Annotated in this window: 18 protein-coding genes; 2 read left to right on the top strand and 16 right to left on the bottom strand. The window is 47.1% G+C overall.

Annotation, left to right across the window (positions count from 1 at the left end):
- Position 1: 1 nt before the first annotated feature.
- The 13 genes from era to ICN31_RS00580 all read right to left on the bottom strand — a co-directional run bounded on the left by era (position 2) and on the right by ICN31_RS00580 (position 12,291).
- A complete protein-coding gene (era, locus tag ICN31_RS00640; protein ID WP_216861412.1) occupies positions 2–895 on the bottom strand; it encodes a GTPase Era in 894 nt (297 codons plus the stop codon).
- Positions 896–939: 44 nt separating this feature from the next.
- Entirely contained in the window at positions 940–1,731 is a 792-nt protein-coding gene (rnc, locus tag ICN31_RS00635; protein WP_216257626.1) for a ribonuclease III, read from the bottom strand.
- A gap of 5 nt (positions 1,732–1,736) precedes the next feature.
- Positions 1,737–2,543, bottom strand: a complete 807-nt coding sequence (gene lepB, locus ICN31_RS00630; protein ID WP_216257625.1) for a signal peptidase I — start codon at positions 2,541–2,543, stop codon at positions 1,737–1,739.
- Positions 2,543–4,348 carry a translation elongation factor 4 gene (lepA, locus tag ICN31_RS00625; protein ID WP_088524477.1) on the bottom strand — a complete coding sequence of 602 codons (1,806 nt, stop codon included), beginning with the start codon at positions 4,346–4,348 and terminating at the stop codon, positions 2,543–2,545. The genes lepB and lepA overlap by 1 nt, the downstream gene beginning before the upstream one ends.
- A gap of 136 nt (positions 4,349–4,484) precedes the next feature.
- Positions 4,485–5,933 carry a DegQ family serine endoprotease gene (locus ICN31_RS00620; RefSeq protein WP_216257623.1) on the bottom strand — a complete coding sequence of 483 codons (1,449 nt, stop codon included), beginning with the start codon at positions 5,931–5,933 and terminating at the stop codon, positions 4,485–4,487.
- Between the two features lie 51 nt (positions 5,934–5,984).
- Positions 5,985–7,232: a beta-ketoacyl-ACP synthase II gene (fabF, locus tag ICN31_RS00615; protein WP_216257621.1), complete on the bottom strand. Its 1,248-nt coding sequence runs from the start codon at positions 7,230–7,232 to the stop codon at positions 5,985–5,987.
- A gap of 21 nt (positions 7,233–7,253) precedes the next feature.
- Positions 7,254–7,493, bottom strand: coding sequence for an acyl carrier protein (gene acpP / locus ICN31_RS00610; protein ID WP_071464736.1), 240 nt, complete (start codon positions 7,491–7,493; stop codon positions 7,254–7,256).
- A gap of 102 nt (positions 7,494–7,595) precedes the next feature.
- Complete coding sequence (gene fabG / locus ICN31_RS00605) at positions 7,596–8,339, bottom strand: 3-oxoacyl-ACP reductase FabG (protein WP_216257619.1); 744 nt, start codon at positions 8,337–8,339, stop codon at positions 7,596–7,598.
- Positions 8,340–8,380: 41 nt separating this feature from the next.
- Positions 8,381–9,316: an ACP S-malonyltransferase gene (gene fabD, locus ICN31_RS00600; RefSeq protein ID WP_216257617.1), complete on the bottom strand. Its 936-nt coding sequence runs from the start codon at positions 9,314–9,316 to the stop codon at positions 8,381–8,383.
- 34 nt (positions 9,317–9,350) lie between these two features.
- A complete protein-coding gene (locus ICN31_RS00595) occupies positions 9,351–10,337 on the bottom strand; it encodes a beta-ketoacyl-ACP synthase III (protein WP_216257612.1) in 987 nt (328 codons plus the stop codon).
- Positions 10,334–11,347, bottom strand: a complete 1,014-nt coding sequence (gene plsX, locus ICN31_RS00590) for a phosphate acyltransferase PlsX (RefSeq protein ID WP_216257610.1) — start codon at positions 11,345–11,347, stop codon at positions 10,334–10,336. Before plsX ends, ICN31_RS00595 begins: the two co-directional genes overlap by 4 nt.
- Before the next feature lie 83 nt (positions 11,348–11,430).
- Positions 11,431–11,610 carry a 50S ribosomal protein L32 gene (gene rpmF / locus ICN31_RS00585; RefSeq protein WP_216257609.1) on the bottom strand — a complete coding sequence of 60 codons (180 nt, stop codon included), beginning with the start codon at positions 11,608–11,610 and terminating at the stop codon, positions 11,431–11,433.
- Between the two features lie 102 nt (positions 11,611–11,712).
- Positions 11,713–12,291, bottom strand: a complete 579-nt coding sequence (locus tag ICN31_RS00580; protein WP_216257607.1) for a DUF177 domain-containing protein — start codon at positions 12,289–12,291, stop codon at positions 11,713–11,715.
- Between the two features lie 53 nt (positions 12,292–12,344).
- On the opposite strand from ICN31_RS00580, the gene ICN31_RS00575 reads away from it, so the two are divergent.
- The gene (locus ICN31_RS00575) at positions 12,345–12,941 is read left to right on the top strand and encodes a Maf family nucleotide pyrophosphatase (protein WP_216257605.1); all 597 of its coding nucleotides are present in this window, start codon (positions 12,345–12,347) and stop codon (positions 12,939–12,941) included.
- Between the two features lie 21 nt (positions 12,942–12,962).
- Entirely contained in the window at positions 12,963–13,733 is a 771-nt protein-coding gene (locus ICN31_RS00570) for an SAM-dependent methyltransferase (protein ID WP_216257603.1), read from the top strand.
- Between the two features lie 34 nt (positions 13,734–13,767).
- Here the strand turns inward: ICN31_RS00570 and ICN31_RS00565 are convergent, their stop codons facing one another.
- From ICN31_RS00565 to ICN31_RS00555, 3 genes are read right to left on the bottom strand one after another with little or no spacing between them, the layout of a single operon-like run.
- A complete protein-coding gene (locus ICN31_RS00565; protein ID WP_216257601.1) occupies positions 13,768–14,715 on the bottom strand; it encodes a S49 family peptidase in 948 nt (315 codons plus the stop codon).
- Positions 14,716–14,742: 27 nt separating this feature from the next.
- Complete coding sequence (locus ICN31_RS00560) at positions 14,743–15,417, bottom strand: HAD-IA family hydrolase (RefSeq protein WP_216257599.1); 675 nt, start codon at positions 15,415–15,417, stop codon at positions 14,743–14,745.
- Positions 15,418–15,450: 33 nt separating this feature from the next.
- Positions 15,451–16,455 (bottom strand): RluA family pseudouridine synthase, encoded by a 1,005-nt coding sequence (locus ICN31_RS00555; protein WP_216257597.1) that lies wholly within the window; start codon positions 16,453–16,455, stop codon positions 15,451–15,453.
- Positions 16,456–16,896: the final 441 nt, after the last annotated feature.

Below are 16,896 nucleotides of genomic sequence, written 5' to 3'. Positions count from 1 at the left end.
CTTATTCCAGACCCTGCGCCCGTAATTCAGCGCGATCATCTGCCCAACCCCTTTTTACTTTGACCCAAGTCTCTAAAAAGACTTTGCCATCAAAGAGTTTTTCCATATCAATACGGGCATCCGTAGAAATCTTCTTCAATCGCTCGCCCTTGGCGCCAATGATCATGGCCTTATGACTATCGCGATCAACCAAAATAGTTGCCGCAATACGGCGCATCTTGCCATCCATCTTAAATTGATCAATCACTACTGTGCTGGTGTAAGGTAACTCTTCACCAGTAAAGCGAAAGACCTTCTCACGGAGAATTTCAGCGGCGAGGAAGCGCTCACTACGATCGGTAATAGTGTCGCCGTCGTAGACAGCTGGTGCTTCAGGCAAATACCCTTCTAATACATCTAAGAGTCTTTCAATATCGCCAGGACTTTTAGCGCTCATTGGCACAATTTCTGCAAACTCAGACTTTTGATCTTCGTGGCCACCTAGCTCACTCCAGGGCTGCGCCATCTCTTTCATAAAGTTAAGTAAAGCCTGGTCACGCTCAGAAGGCGTCTGAAAACGGCTATTAAAAAGATCTAATTTATTGAGAACCAGCACTACCGGCAAGTCAGCCGGTAATAGTTGTAAAACTTTTTTATCGTCTTCACCAAAGTATCCAGCCTCAACTACAAAGCAGGCCACATTGACATCCTGCAGAGCAGTGGTCACTGTGCGGTTCAGTGCTTTGTTGAGAGTATTCATCAGTCGCGTCTGAAAACCAGGCGTATCAATAAAAATAAATTGCGCCTCTTCACGATTCTGAATACCTAAAATACGGTGTCGGGTTGTTTGAGCCTTACGAGAGGTAATACTGATCTTTTGACCAACCAATGCATTGAGCAGTGTTGATTTGCCCATATTGGGACGCCCAACAATGGCGATAGTGCCGCATCTAAACACGATTAGCCCTTCAGCTTCAGATTTAATTGCTCTTCGGCCACTTCTTTTTTGGCTGCTTTTTTCTTAGCCGACCGAGTTTTCTTGGGTTTACGAGATTCCTGTGGCAAAGCCTTAAGGGCTGCTAGCAAAGCTTTCTTCGCAGCCGACTGTTCAGCTGCACGACGTGACGCACCTTCACCTTTTACAGAAACCTTCAAACTAGTAATCAGGCATTCCACTTCAAATTGCTGGTTATGAGCAGCACCAGTAGTGCCAGTCACGTTATAAGTAGGTAGAGGTAATTGATAGCTCTGCAAACATTCTTGCAAAAGTGTTTTGTCATCCTTACCTAGAGTCTTTGGGTCAACCTGTGCAAGGATGATCGAATATAACTTTCGCAGACATACTTTTGCCGCATCAAATCCACCATCCAAAAAGATAGCCCCAGTCACTGCCTCTAAAGTGTCGGCCAAAATGGAGGGGCGACGGAAGCCGCCACTCTTGAGCTCACCCTCACCCAGACGCAAATAATCCGATAAGGACAGGGTTTGTGCAATCTCATATAAGGCTTGCTGCTTGACTAAATTAGCCCGTACGCGCGAGAGATCACCCTCGTCCAAATCGGAATAACGCTCATAAAGCAAATCTGCAACGACGCAATTGAGAATCGAGTCACCCAAGAACTCCAAACGCTCGTTATTTTTCTTACTATGACTACGGTGGGTCAAAGCTTGATGTAAGAGCTCTGGCTTCTTAAATATATAGCCAAGCTGCTCTTGTAATGGTGCGGTTTCAATAACAGCGCGCGCGTTCATGATCTTTACTCAAAGCCGCCGATGCGACCCAGATTGCCCAGATTCAACCAGACAAAGAAGGCTTTACCCACGATATTTTTATCAGGCACAAAACCCCAGTAACGAGAATCAGCACTGTTATCACGGTTATCACCCATGGCAAAGTAATGCCCTGGGGGCACTTTACAAGTCAAGCCCGATTGTTGATATTGGCAAAAATCGGAGCCTGGAAAGCGCTCTGTCGGAAATACAGTTGCGGGACGATCTGGGTCATTCAAAATCTCATGACGGTTACCGCCCAAATCTAGAGGGAAGGCTTCTGTATAGAGTTTTGCATAGCGCATATTCTCAGGATCAAGATAGGACTCGCCGCCACCGTATTGCAATGGCTGACCGTTAATCGTCAGACGCTTATCTTGATAAGTAATCACATCGCCGGGTAACGCCACAATGCGTTTGATGTAATCAATGGAATCATCACGTGGATAACGAAAGACCACAACGTCTCCGCGCTTTGGGGTGCCAAGATCAACTACCTTTTGGTTAATCACCGGTAGGCGAATTCCGTAGGTAAATTTATTTACCAAGATGAAATCACCAATTTGTAAGGTTGGGATCATAGAGCCCGATGGAATCTTAAAGGGCTCAACAATGAATGAACGCAAGACAAACACCGCGCAAATCACCGGAAAGAAACCAGCGGTGTATTCCAACCACAAAGGCATACGATCAATACCGGCCAAGCGTCTTTGAGGTGCAAAGTAGAACTTGTCAGCGGCATAAGCAATGCCAGTAACAAACACTAAGATCAAAAGGATAAGTGCAAAGTTCATTAATCTTCCACCTGCAAAATAGCCAAGAAAGCTTCTTGTGGAATTTCCACATTACCCACTTGTTTCATGCGCTTCTTACCTTCTTTTTGCTTCTCTAGCAGCTTGCGCTTACGAGAGATATCACCGCCATAACATTTTGCCAAAACATTTTTACGCAAGGCTTTGACGTTTTCACGCGCAACAATATTGCTACCAATTGCCGCCTGAATAGCCACATCAAACATTTGTCTCGGAATAATGCCGCGCATCTTAGACACTACTTCACGACCACGGTGCTGACTATTGCTTCTATGAACAATCACCGAGAGCGCATCTACTCGATCACCGTTAATCAAAATATCAACTTTCACTACATCGGCCGGGCGATATTCTTTGAACTCATAATCCATCGAAGCATAGCCCCGTGAAATGGATTTCAGGCGATCGAAAAAGTCCATCACAATCTCTGCCATCGGTAACTCATAAGTCAGTTGCACTTGGCGGCCTAAATAGTTCATGCCCGTCTGAATGCCGCGCTTACCAACACATAGGGTAATGATGGAGCCTACATACTCTTGAGGCATGTAGAGATTGACCGTCACAATGGGCTCCAAGATGGTTTCCACCTTACTAGTCTCAGGCATCTTTGATGGGTTATCCACATTTAAGATCGTCCCATCGGATTGCTGCACTTGATACACCACGGTTGGCGCAGTAGTAATCAAGTTCATCCCGTATTGGCGCTCTAAGCGCTCCTGTACGATCTCCATATGCAGTAAGCCTAAGAACCCACAGCGGAACCCAAAACCCAGCGCTTGTGAAACCTCAGGCTCATACAAGAGAGATGCGTCATTGAGTTTTAACTTCTCAAGAGATTCACGCAGTTGATCATATTCACTCGCCTCAACTGGATATAAACCAGCGAAGACTTGAGACTTCACTTCTTTAAATCCAGGTAATGGCACGGTCGCAGGTGTGCGACCTACCTGTCCGACAGCGTGCGTCACGGTATCGCCTACTTTTGCAGCCTTTAATTCTTTAATGCCTGCGATGATGAAGCCCACCTGGCCAGCACTCAGCTCAGGGCGATCCACTGACTTAGGACTAAAGACGCCGACGTGCTCAACTAAGTGAGTGGAGCCATTGGCCATCAAAGTAATTTTGTCTTTAGGCTTGAGAGTACCGTTCACAACCCGAACTAACATCACCACACCAACATAGTTATCAAACCAAGAGTCAATGATGAGGCACTGTAGTGGCGCAGTAGCATCACCCTTTGGTGGCGGTACTCGGCGGATCATTTCTTCGATCACTTCGTGCACACCCAGACCAGTCTTAGCAGAACAAGTAACAGCATCCGTCGCATCAATCCCAATCACGTCTTCAATTTCTTGAATGGCACGCTCAGGATCAGCCTGCGGTAAATCGATCTTATTGAGAACAGGGACTACTTCAACACCAAGTTCAATTGCGGTATAGCAGTTCGCTACCGTTTGTGCCTCAACACCCTGACTAGCGTCGACCACCAATAAAGCACCCTCACAAGCCGATAAGGAGCGACTGACTTCATATGAGAAGTCCACATGTCCCGGAGTATCAATCAGGTTGAGGTTATAAATTTTGCCGTCTTTGGCTTTGTAATTGAGTGCCGCAGTTTGGGCCTTAATGGTGATGCCCCGTTCACGCTCAATATCCATCGAATCGAGAACCTGCGCTTCCATTTCGCGATCAGAAAGACCGCCACACAGTTGAATAATGCGATCGGCAAGCGTAGATTTGCCGTGATCAATATGGGCGATGATAGAAAAATTGCGGATTAAATCCATAGCGTCTTAGTAGGTCATTCAAAAAACGCCTTGTCAGAACGCACCACAATGATGCGCTGCAAAAAGCCGTCTTAAAGAGATTGTAATGGGTGGCGCCCAAAAGGCCCCAAACCCCATTTTCTAGCCTAAAAAGGGCTTATTTAGGCTTTACAGGAATGACTAAAGTGCTGTCAGAACGGCGAATAAAGACTGGAACGGCCTTATTGGCATCAAGGGATTTCACTAAAGCCTCAAATTGCTTTACCCCATTGATATCAGTATCAGCGATCCGAATAATCACATCACCAGGACGCGCGCCCGCTCTTGCCAAAGGACCATCACCCAAGCTGGTGACTTCAACACCACCCTTGATATTGAGATCCTTCTTTTTGGCATCTGATAAGTCCACCACCGCCACCCCAAAGGCGCTCGTACTATTGCCATTTACGGCTGGCGCATCCGGCTTTTTAGTAGCGGCTTGCGCAGTATCAGTATCAGCAACAGTGACTGTTAAGTCGCGAGAACTACCCTTACGCCAAACTTGCACAGTAGCCGTAGTTCCTGGTTTAGTGTCACCAACAACGCGCGGCAAATCCGTAGACTTATTAATTTCACGACTATTGAAACTCAGAATCACATCACCAGCTTCAATGCCACCAGCTGCTGCAGGGCCATTAGATTCGACATTGCGCACATAAGCACCACGAGGCTTACCTAAACCCAAACTCTCAGCAATCTCTTTTGTCATCTCTCCCAAGGCAACACCGATACGACCGCGCGTCATTTTTCCATTGGTACGCAATTGCTCTGCTACACGCATCGCCTCGTCAATCGGAATTGCAAAGGAGATTCCCATATAGCCACCGGAGCGACTAAAGATTTGAGAGTTAATGCCAATGGCTTGGCCAGCAGTATTTAATAATGGGCCGCCAGAGTTGCCAGGATTGACTGCAACGTCAGTCTGGATAAAGGGTAAGTAATCACCAGTGTCGCGACTCTTCGCCGAGACAATGCCTGCTGTTACGGTATTCTCAAGGCCAAAAGGCGAACCGATCGCCAGAACCCATTCACCTACACGCACCTTCGAAGAGTCACCTAATGGCAGTTTTGGTAAATCACGCGCTTCAATTTTGACCACTGCTACATCAGTACGTTTATCCAAACCCAATAACTTCGCCTTGAACTCACGCTTATCCGTTAAGGTGACATAAATCGTTGTTGCCCCCTCTACGACGTGGGCATTTGTCAAAATCAAACCATTAGATTCAATAATGAAACCAGAGCCAACTCCACGATCTGCTTCTTGTGGTTTGCCTGAATTTGGTTGCGCTTGCTTTGGGCTATTTGGAATACCTGGAATAGGCACCCCAAAGAAACGGCGGAAGAATTCTGCTTGATCGTCAGGCATTCCTGGGATGCCGCCCTGAGACTGCTGAACCACGACCTTTTCAGTGGTACGAATATTCACCACCGCTGGGCTCGCGCGTTCAACTAAATCCGCAAAATCCGGAAGCGTTACACGGGGATTTTGTGCGGAGGCATTCGGTATCAATGCAGTTTGCCCAAGACTCAAAATAGCCAAGAGCGCAATCAGGTACTTTTTCATGATGCTATAGACCTACTTGGTAAAAACCAAAAAGTGGAGATAAAGAGAATATTAGGTCAGCTTACCAAAAATCAAGGTGCCGTTAGTACCACCAAAGCCAAAGTTGTTTTTAACAGCGTGCTCGATCTTCACATCCCTAGCGGTATTGGCGCAGTAGTCCAAGTCACACTCAGGATCTTGATTGAAGATATTGATGGTCGGTGGGGATTTCTGGTTATGGAGAGCCAGAATAGTGAAAACAGACTCCAAGCCACCTGCACCGCCCAAAAGGTGGCCAGTCATCGACTTGGTGGAGTTAATTAAAGTCTTTTTAGCATGATCGCCTAGGGCTGCTTTAATGGCTTCGGTTTCATTCTTATCACCTAAAGGTGTAGATGTGCCATGGGCATTCAGATACTGAATTTGATCTGGATTTAAATGAGCATCGCGCATGGCATTCACCATGCAACGACGTGGACCATCCATGTTTGGTGCGGTCATATGGTACGCATCACCACTCATACCAAAGCCGAGTAGTTCGCAATAAATTTTTGCGCCGCGTGCCTTTGCATGCTCATATTCTTCGAGCACTATCACGCCAGCACCCTCTCCAAGAACAAAACCATCGCGGTCTTTATCCCAAGGACGTGAAGCAGTTGCTGGATCATCGTTACGAGTTGAAAGCGCTCTTGCTGAAGCAAAGCCACCAACACCTAAAGCGGAAATAGTAGATTCAGCGCCACCAGCGACCATGACATCGGCATCGCCATACTGAATTAAGCGGGCTGCCAAACCAATACTATGTAAGCCAGTAGTACAAGCAGTCACTGCAGCAACGTTTGGGCCTTTAAGGCCAAACAAAATACTCAGGTGCCCAGAAATCATATTGATGATTGAGCCAGGCACAAAAAATGGTGAGATACGACGAGGACCACGAGCCAATAACTCAGCCCCCGTTTCCTCAATCATTGGCAAGCCGCCAATCCCAGAGCCCACCATCACGCCTACGCGCTCGGCGTTTTGCTCATTAATTTCTAAACCGCTGTCGCGAATAGCTTGCGTGCCAGCAGCAATGCCGTAATGGATAAAGGTATCCATATGGCGCGCCTCTTTGGCCGAAACATATTCTTCAACGTTGAAATCTTTCACCTCTCCCGCGAAATGAACACTCAGTGGAGCGTGGTCGAATTTCGTGATGGTAGCAATGCCTGATTTGCCAGCAAGCAAATTAGACCAAGCTACATCAACAGAATTACCAACGGGTGAGATAAGGCCAAGACCGGTAACTACAACCCGGCGTCGGCCATTTGATGCTGACACAGTAATGCCTAGGCTAGGGAATTAACCCTGAGCTTTAGATTGAGCGAAGTCGATAGCGAGCTGAACTGTGGTGATTTTTTCGGCTTCCTCATCAGGAATTTCGATGCCAAATTCATCTTCCAAAGCCATTACCAGCTCAACAGTGTCAAGAGAGTCAGCGCCCAGGTCATTCACAAAAGAAGATTCATTTTTGATATCTCCTTCAGCGACGCCTAATTGCTCAGCGACGATTTTCTTAACGCGTTGTTCGATGTTATCCATTAAGTCCCCCAGGGGTTGTAAAAAAACGATTGAAGAATTTTATCAGCTTGGCCAAGTAATTTAGCAAATTCGTCTAAAAATGGCCAAATCCTTGCTTTTGGCTTAGGCTAAATAGAGCCCGCCATTGACGTGTAGGGTATTGCCCGTGATGTATCCAGCTGCTGGAGAGGCTAAAAACGCCACTGCCTGGGCCACATCCTCAGGACTACCTAGGCGGGCCAAGGGAATGTTCACTTTTAGGGCATTTTGCTGCTCTTCACTCAGAGCACGAGTCATATCGGTATCAATAAATCCCGGCGCCACGCAATTGACAGTGATATTACGGCTGCCAATTTCACGCGCTAGGGCACGGGTCATTCCAGAAACACCTGCCTTTGCAGCAGCATAATTTGCTTGTCCTGCGTTACCCATGTGACCCACGATAGAGGTGATATTGATGATGCGACCACCGCGTGCCTTCATCATTGGGCGCAAAACAGCCTGGGATAAGCGAAACACCGAACTCAAATTCGTATCAATCACATCAGTCCACTCTTCGGACTTCATGCGCATCGCTAAGTTATCGCGAGTAATGCCGGCGTTATTTACCAAGATATGGATGCCGCCATGATCTTTCACAATCTGATCAATCATTTCTTCACACGCATTTGGGGCGGTGACATTCAAAACCAAACCGCAACCACCCGAAGGCTTTAAGCGCGCATCAATTGCTTTAGCGCCATCACTTGTCGTAGCAGTACCAATCACCTTGGCGCCACACTTGGCTAACTCATCTGCAATCGCTTGGCCAATACCGCGCGACGCGCCAGTCACCAGAGCAATTTGTCCACTGAGATCGAGATTCATAATTATCTTTCGCTATATCGATTGATGTTGATCAATAGTGCTTATTTTAAGGTAGCCAATACTTCATTTAGGCTAGCCTCATCAAATACTGGCATGCCAGTCACCTGATCGTTGATTCGCTTGGTTAAGCCTGCCAACACTTTGCCAGGACCGCACTCTACTACTTGAGTAACTCCTTGGGCAGCCATCGCCTGAATCGTTTCTTGCCAGCGCACTGGCTTAGCGGCTTGACGCACTAAAGCATCTTTAATCGCACTGGGATCATTCAGGATTTGAACATCTACGTTATTAATCACGGAAATGATTGGCGCTTTGAATTCAATCTCTGCAAGATAGCCTTTGAGTTTTTCAGAAGCGGGTTGCAACAAAGAAGAATGAAATGGTGCAGATACCGGTAGCGGTAATGCACGTTTAGCGCCCGCAGCTTTGAGTAACTCACATGCCTTCGTTACAGCATCACTTGCACCCGCTATCACAACTTGACCAGGCGCATTGAAATTCACAGCTTCCACTACACCACCCGATGCAGCACTTGCTTCTGCACAGACTTTAATGACAGTTGCATCATCCAAACCTAAGATGGCTGCCATGCCACCCGTACCTACTGGTACGGCACTTTGCATTGCCTGCGCACGAAAACGCACTAAAGGAACCGCATCTTTAAAGGAGATAACACCAGCAGCAACTAAGGCTGAGTACTCACCGAGACTATGGCCAGCCATCACCTGTGGTACGACACCCCCAGCGGCTAACCAAGCGCGGTAAAAAGCCACGCCAGCAGTCAACATCACTGGCTGAGTATTGGTAGTTAACGATAGCGCCTCTGCAGGGCCTTCGGCAATTAACTTGGCAACATCTTCACCCAAAGCTTCTGAAGCTTCTTGTAATGTTGCACGCACTTCAGGACGCTCAGAAATAGAATTGAGCATGCCTACCGATTGGGAGCCTTGACCAGGGAATACGAATGCAAATGTCATGTGATTAATTTACGAAGTAAAGAAGGAAATGGTTTTAATACTTGAGTGCAACCGCACCCCAAGCAAAGCCGCCGCCAACACCTTCTAATAAAAGATATTGGCCACGCTGAATCTGACCAGAGCGCACCCCAGTATCTAGCGCCAAGGGAATCGATGCCGCAGAGGTGTTACCGTGCTCATGCACTGTCACGATGACTTTATCCATGGACATCCCCATCTTCTTAGCGGTGCCCTCCATGATGCGGATATTGGCTTGATGTGGCACTAACCAATCAATCTGCTCAGGCTTGAGATTGGCTTTTTCTAGAACCTCATGCGCCACTTGCTCTAATACTTTGACTGCCAATTTAAAAACCGCTTGGCCATCCATCGTCATAAATGGGGAGCCATGAACTTCGCCATTACCAGCACGACCAGGTACACATAATATGTTGCGTTGACTACCATCAGCATGCAAAGCGGTAGCTAAGATGCCGGGCTCATTCGAGGCCTCAAGTACAACAGCACCGGCCCCATCACCAAACAATACACAAGTACCACGATCTTGGAAATCTAAAATGCGTGAGAAAGTCTCAGCACCGATCACCAATACTTTTTTGTATGAGCCAGTCCGAATAAACGCATCTGCTGTAGCAAGGGCATAAGTAAACCCTGCGCAGACTGCTTGAACATCAAATGCGGCACAGGCAGTGTGAGCACCTAATTTGTCTTGGACTACACAAGCAGTGCTTGGAAATCCGCCCAAATGGTCTGGTGTAGAGGTGGACAAGATGATCAGATCTAAATCTTCTGAAGTAATGCCTGCACTGGCTAATGCAGCTTGTGCAGCTTTCACCGCTAGATCACTAGTAAGCTCATTTTCAGCAGCAAAGTGACGTGCAGAAATTCCGCTACGAGTAGTAATCCACTCATCGCTTGTCTCTAAACCGGATTTAGCCAAACGCTCGACTAAATCTTGATTGGTTAAGCGCTGCTCGGGAAGATAACTTCCAGTTCCAGCTACTCTTGCAAAAGTACTCATTCTTTTGTCTCCACCGCAAAGGCTGCAGCAATTCTCTCAACCATGCGATTTTTGGAAGCTTCATAGGCACGATCTAAAGCAAAACCAAATCCAAAGCGGTCGGCCGAACCGTGGCTCTTAATGACGCAACCGCGTAAACCTAACAATACAGCACCGTTGTAACGACGATGATCTACGCGCTTGCGCACACGCAGCAATGGCACCATAGCGCATACAGCCATCAATTTAGTGAGCCATGAGCGGTTAAATTCTGAGCGAATCAAGCCGCTCATCATTTTGGCCAAACCTTCACTGGCTTTAAGAACTACATTACCCACGAATCCATCACACACCACAATATCAGTGGTACCCTTAAAAATATCATTGCCTTCTACGTTGCCATAAAAGTTTAAATTGGTTTGGCGCAGTAACTCTCCGGTCTGCTTTACCACTTCATTGCCCTTAATCACCTCTTCACCAATATTGAGAAGGCCAACTGAAGGGTTCTGCTTACCATCCACCACTTGAACCATGACACTCGCCATTTGCGCAAACTGCACCAGGTGCATCGGCTCACAATCTGCATTTGCGCCTAGATCAAGCATGGTGGTGCCACGCCCCAATTCGTTCGGGATGGCGGTCGCGATCGCAGGACGATCAACTCCATCCAGGGTTTTGAGAATATATCGGGAAATGGCCATGAGCGCACCCGTATTACCAGAGGAGATCACCGCATCAGCAGCGCCCTCTTTGACTTGCTCAATGGCCACACGCATCGACGAATCTTTTTTGCGGCGCAAAGCGACTTCAATGGGGTCATCCATCAACACCACTTCGCTGGCAGCAATAATTTGAATGCGATCCATGTGAGCATTAGAAGATTTATCCAAGACTTGCTTGATTAAATCAAGATCACCCACGAGGATAATCTTCACATCAGAATGTTTTTCTAGAAAATCGCAGGCAGCAGGGACCGTCACAACGACTCCATGATCTCCGCCCATGGCATCAATAGCTAGAGTAACGCTCATAAACTCATTGATTGCTGCAAGTGATTTATCTAAGAAAAAAGCGGCTTTTTTGGGAGCCGCTTCGATCTATTTAGACTAAAAAATTAGTCGTTTTTAGTTTTAATAACTTTACGACCACGATAGTAGCCGTTTGGTGAAATGTGGTGGCGCAAATGAGCCTCACCAGTTGTGGCTTCAACAGCCGTAGCAGGTGCGGTCAAAAAGTCGTGCGCACGGTGCATGCCACGTTTGGAAGGTGATTTTTTATTTTGTTGGACGGCCATATTGAACTCCTAAGCAAGGCGATATTCTAGCATGACAAAGCGTCTAAATGCTTGATTTATCGATCAAGTCCTCTTAAAACAACGGGACAGAAAAAGCCCCGTTTATGAGTTTTTCTTCATATTTTTCAATATGTTAAAGGGATTTTCACGCTCATCGAGCCCCTCATCCTCCTCCTCAAGCCCAAATACCGTGGCATGAGGCTCACAAAAGCCCTCTGGATGCTTTGGAATCAAGGGCAGGGACAATAAAACCTCGTCTTCTATGGTTTCTAAGAGGTTGAAATGCTGGCTAGCGACCAAGGGTTCCTGCTCTTCATCCTCCAAAGGGTAGTTATCCGCCTCGGCCTCGGTAGCCAGGAAGACAAAACGCCGTTTTTCGTCTAAATTGACGGCGCAATCCTGCAGGCAACGCTGGCAAACCAAGTGAAGGCACCCTTTTAAGGCTAATTCCAAGATTTGGCGAGACTCGCTTCCAGGCGAATCCTCAAAATGGGTCTCCATTTGCCAGGCAAAGCCATCCCCGGGGTTAAGGCTTGAAGCCTCCTTAGCAAGCCTAGGCATATCGCCCATAGTCAAAAAACCAGTACCCTGATAGGACTGTGGAGCACAAAAGTCGACCTTTTTTAAAGCAATAGCTTCTGCCGATAGCTGAACTTGAGGTAAAACTTGATTACGATTCATGGCATCAGTCTAAATCAAGGCATCCTCGAAAGTCAGCAGCAATGAGTAACTTAATGAATTTCCCTAATAACCCGCCCCTCATCTTGGCGTCCACCTCGGTTTATCGCCGCGAACTATTACAGCGCTTACGCATCCCGTTTGAAGTAATCTCTCCAAAAGTAGATGAAACACCTCTGACTGGTGAGAGCACTCTCGACTTAGCGCTACGTCTTGCAAATGCAAAAGCAGCGGCTGTTGCAAAAGAACATCCTCATGCATGGGTGATTGGCTCTGATCAAGTAGCAGATTTGTGTGGCGCTGCAATCGGCAAGCCAGGTAATTTCGAGAGAGCGTTAGCACAACTGCAACTGATGCGGGGTCAAACAGTGACTTTTTATACAGCGCTTTGCTTGATGAAGGGTGATATACAAACTACCTTAAACATTCCTACCGAAGTCACTTTTCGTAAATTGCCAGATGATGTTTTAGAAAGCTATTTGTTAGCGGAAGAACCTTATGACTGTGCTGGTAGCGCTAAGTCGGAAGGCTTAGGTATCAGTCTTCTTGAGTCAATCAAGAGTGATGATCCAACGGCCCTCATTGGCTTACCGCTGATTGCTTTAACTGGTTTATTACGTGATGCTGGTTTTGTCATTCCTGCGAAGAATTAAAAAACCAATAGAAAATCATTCATGGCAAAGTTAGGTACACTCTATTTAGTTCCCAATACCTTAGGGGATGATGCGCGCAGCGAACAGCTGCCATGGGTCTTGCCCACTGAAACTATCACTCAAGCAGCAAAACTTAAACACTGGGTTGTGGAAGATGCTAAAACAGCGCGCGCACTATTAAAAGCTGTCGATAGTCTTTCTCCGCTTGCATGCACTATTCAAGAAATGCAAATGAGTGAATGGCGTGGTGCAGCTCGCAATGCAAAGTATGGTGATGCTGTTAAGCCAGCGGATTTACTCAAACCACTACTTACTGGTAATGACATGGGTTTAATGTCCGAAGCAGGTGTTCCGGGAGTTGCCGATCCTGGTGCAGAGCTAGTTCTGGCAGCGCATCAACTTGGCGCAAGAGTAAAGCCTTTAGTTGGGCCAAGTTCTATCTTATTAGGCCTGATGGCAAGCGGTCTCAACGGTCAGCGCTTTGCTTTTCAAGGTTACTTACCGCAAGATACCCATAATCGCAGCGCCAAACTCAAACAGCTTGAAGCGGAATCCCGAAAACTACAGCAAACCCAAATTTGGATTGAGACGCCCTATCGCAATACGGCGATGCTGATGGCTTGTTTAAATTCTTTAGCGCCACAATCTTTACTTTGCTTGGGGGTGGACCTAAGCCTTCCATCGGAAATGATCACAACGCTCTCGATAGCGGATTGGCGTAAGTGCTATCCAAATGAAGCTGCAGGCGCTTCCTTACAAAATAGGCCAACGGTATTTCTACTGTTGGCCTAAGAATTGATACCTCGTTTTATTTAGGAATTCATTTTTACTTCAGGTCTGGTGATTTCACTAGGGCCTTGCCAGCGGCTGCACCAGCCTCCGCACCAAAACGCTTAGCCACACGCTCTGCAAAATTTTCTTTCATGGTGTAGTCCAAAATATCTGGAGCTTTAAAGATATCGCGCGCCACAGACTCTACTGTGCCGTAACCATCTACTAAACCAATTTTGACGGCCTGCTCACCGTTCCAAATACGCCCAGAAAATAAATCTGGGCTTTCCTTCAAGCGAGTCCCGCGACCTTCTTTAACGACCGCAATGAATTGCTGATGAATTTCATCGATCATGGTCTTGACCATCTCAACCTGCTTAGGATCTTCTTTACTAAAAGGATCGAGCATGCCTTTATTTGATCCCGAGGTAATCATGCGACGGGTAACACCTAACTTATCCATCAGGCCTGTGAAACCAAAGCCTTCCATGATCACACCGATGGAACCAACCAAGCTGGCTTTATCTACCAATATCTGATCACCAGCGACTGCCACGTAGTAACCACCTGAAGCACAGATATCTTCAACTACGACATAAAAAGGTTTGTTCGGATAGAGTTTGCGCAAACGATGAATCTCATCATTAATCATGCCTGCTTGTACTGGTGAACCACCAGGGCTATTAATCCGCAGAACAACACCAGCACTGTTTTCATTTTCAAAAGCAGAAACTAATGATGAGTTGATATCTAAGGCATTGGCCATGGAGCTCGAAGAAATCTCACCCTCTAGCGTCACCATCGCCGTGTGCTTCTCTGTGCCCATGCCGCGCCCAGGAAGATGAAAATCAAATACTGAAAGAATCACTCCAATAATCACTACTAAAGTGAGAACGCGCAGTACTGCTCTCCAGCGACGTGCCTTACGAGTCTCTTTCAAATTCTCTAGCAGCAAATGCTCAAGAGCTTGTCGTTCCCAGTTTGGATTTGGATTATTTTCCATCTTCGATTCCTTAGTAATGCCTAATATTTACAGATTCTGTTTTAGCCATTGTGACAGCTCTGCCACATCATCTACATGGGCTAATGATTTTGAGGTCTTTAGCGTATCCGGCGGATGAGCGCCGTAGGTCACCGCCAGCGCATCCACTCCAGCATTGGCTGCCATATCTAAATCATGTGTAGTATCCCCAATCATCAGCATTCGGCGAGTGGGGACTTGAGTGACATCCGATAACTCCAGCAACATCCCTGGATGAGGTTTTGAGAAAGACTCATCGGCTGTGCGTGTTTCATGAAAAAGATGACCAATTTCGTGATGTTTTAAAGAGCGGTCCAAACCCACCCGAGATTTTCCTGTTGCAACGCCTAAGAGATATTGATCAGCCCGAAGCTTTTCCAAGAGCTCACGAATACCAACAAATAGATCGAGCTCATGATCTTTCGCTAAATAGTGATAACGAAAACGATCAGTCAATTTTGGAAAATGCACTGGCTCAATCCAAGGAACTGCTCTGCGTAATGAATCCTGTATACCCAAGCCAATGACTGAACTCGCCAATGCATCATCAGGCTCTTTAAAACCCAAGTCGCGACAGGCCTGCTGAATGCAGTCTACGATAGTCGGTGTGGAATCCATAATGGTTCCATCCCAATCCCAGACTATCAGGTCATAACGGCGATCTCGTTTGTTCTCGTCAATCATCTTCGCTTTACTTACTATTTTTACTTTCGCTAACTACTCAAAGTTTTTCATCATGGCCGCAAACTCAGGCGGCAATGGGGATTCAATTCGCATCTTTTCACCAGTACGCGGATGTGTGAAACCAGCCAGGTGAGCATGGAGATAGAGGCGCTTGGATTTAATCAATTTATCTTGATCTTCAAAACCATATTTATCATCACCTAAGATGGCATGTCCTAGTTTTTGAAGATGTACCCGAATTTGATGGGTGCGACCTGTCTTGAGTTGTGCCTCAGCCAGAGTAATCGCGACTTCATCACGCTTCATCGTTTTCGTAACGCGCAAGGCAGTGTGGCTTGGTAAGCCTTCTGGATCCACGCGCACTCTGCGCTCACCATTAGCCAAGAGATATTTATGGAGTGGGTACTTGAGTTGCATCACTTGGGCGCCCTGCGCAATTTCTCCGTGGGCAAGCAAGTAGTAACGCTTATCAGTTTGACCTTCACGAATTTGGCGATGGAGCTCGACTAAAGCACTACGCTTTTTTGCCAGCAGCAATACACCAGAAGTATCCCGATCTAAGCGGTGAACCAATTCCAAGAACTTCAATTCCGGGCGAGTGATGCGTAAAGTCTCAATCACACCCAAGGCAATTCCAGAGCCACCATGCACTGCTAAGCCAGGAGGCTTATCTACGATTAACAGCGCCTCGTCCTCAAACAGAATAGGCATTTTGTCTGAATAGCCCTGAGCCCGAGATTTAGTGTGGGCACTATTGACTGCTGCCATTTGGGCAGGTTCAGCCAGCCTGACTGGCGGAACTCGAACGACATCGCCTTCAACCAGACGAGTGGTTGGTTCGGCGCGCTTCTTATTGACCCTCACCTCGCCAGAACGAATAATCCGGTAAACGTGACTTTTGGGGACCCCTTTGGCCCAGCGCAGCAAATAGTTATCCAAACGTTGACCAGCCTCTTCAGGACCGATAGTCTGAAGAAGAACTGTGGCCGGAGTACGGCCTGAAACTACTTTTGGCGTCAATATAGGGTCGGATTTCATGATTTATCTCTCTTGCCAGCTCCGCAGAGGACGGCAAGGGACTCAACAATACCCCATTGTCATTCAACTTGTGCCGTATAATCAACGCTCTAGCCAATTTATTGGCCCGAGACAAGCCTGATTCAGGCTTAAATCGTGGAGCTTGGAGTCGCCCTTTAAAAGACTCCCGGGGTCGCCCCTCCCCCGTTGTAATGAGGCGCAGGGTTGGTGTGCCGTATGCCGCGACCCGCGATTAGAAGACAGTTTTCAGGCGCGCGCCTGCGTTGATGACCTAAAGGAGGTCTCTGCGGCGATCGTCAAGTGTGGCACCGATTTAACCAACAGTTAACTGGGTGAACTGAGTAAAAGATGCTCAGATTTGCATGATCCACACTATTAAATCGCCATAGGTTATGCCTTGGGCGGTATCTAACTTGTCTCCTACGCAGCGCGCTACGACAT

The sequence above is a fragment of the Polynucleobacter sp. UB-Piko-W3 genome, assembly GCF_018881635.1.
Classification (GTDB): Bacteria; Pseudomonadota; Gammaproteobacteria; order Burkholderiales; family Burkholderiaceae; genus Polynucleobacter.
This window is presented reverse-complemented; position numbering and strand designations above follow the sequence as displayed.

Bases quoted from the DNA above. Each gene is read 5' to 3' on its own strand.
- era (WP_216861412.1), bottom strand. From the start codon at position 895: ATGGGCAAATCAACACTGCTCAATGCATTGGTTGGTCAAAAGATCAGT.
- rnc (WP_216257626.1), bottom strand. From the start codon at position 1,731: ATGAACGCGCGCGCTGTTATTGAAACCGCACCATTACAAGAGCAGCTT.
- lepB (WP_216257625.1), bottom strand. From the start codon at position 2,543: ATGAACTTTGCACTTATCCTTTTGATCTTAGTGTTTGTTACTGGCATT.
- lepA (WP_088524477.1), bottom strand. From the start codon at position 4,348: ATGGATTTAATCCGCAATTTTTCTATCATCGCCCATATTGATCACGGC.
- ICN31_RS00620 (WP_216257623.1), bottom strand. From the start codon at position 5,933: ATGAAAAAGTACCTGATTGCGCTCTTGGCTATTTTGAGTCTTGGGCAA.
- acpP (WP_071464736.1), bottom strand. From the start codon at position 7,493: ATGGATAACATCGAACAACGCGTTAAGAAAATCGTCGCTGAGCAATTA.
- fabG (WP_216257619.1), bottom strand. From the start codon at position 8,339: ATGAATCTCGATCTCAGTGGACAAATTGCTCTGGTGACTGGCGCGTCG.
- fabD (WP_216257617.1), bottom strand. From the start codon at position 9,316: ATGACATTTGCATTCGTATTCCCTGGTCAAGGCTCCCAATCGGTAGGC.
- ICN31_RS00595 (WP_216257612.1), bottom strand. From the start codon at position 10,337: ATGAGTACTTTTGCAAGAGTAGCTGGAACTGGAAGTTATCTTCCCGAG.
- plsX (WP_216257610.1), bottom strand. From the start codon at position 11,347: ATGAGCGTTACTCTAGCTATTGATGCCATGGGCGGAGATCATGGAGTC.
- rpmF (WP_216257609.1), bottom strand. From the start codon at position 11,610: ATGGCCGTCCAACAAAATAAAAAATCACCTTCCAAACGTGGCATGCAC.
- ICN31_RS00580 (WP_216257607.1), bottom strand. From the start codon at position 12,291: ATGAATCGTAATCAAGTTTTACCTCAAGTTCAGCTATCGGCAGAAGCT.
- ICN31_RS00575 (WP_216257605.1), top strand. From the start codon at position 12,345: ATGAATTTCCCTAATAACCCGCCCCTCATCTTGGCGTCCACCTCGGTT.
- ICN31_RS00570 (WP_216257603.1), top strand. From the start codon at position 12,963: ATGGCAAAGTTAGGTACACTCTATTTAGTTCCCAATACCTTAGGGGAT.
- ICN31_RS00565 (WP_216257601.1), bottom strand. From the start codon at position 14,715: ATGGAAAATAATCCAAATCCAAACTGGGAACGACAAGCTCTTGAGCAT.
- ICN31_RS00560 (WP_216257599.1), bottom strand. From the start codon at position 15,417: ATGATTGACGAGAACAAACGAGATCGCCGTTATGACCTGATAGTCTGG.
- ICN31_RS00555 (WP_216257597.1), bottom strand. From the start codon at position 16,455: ATGAAATCCGACCCTATATTGACGCCAAAAGTAGTTTCAGGCCGTACT.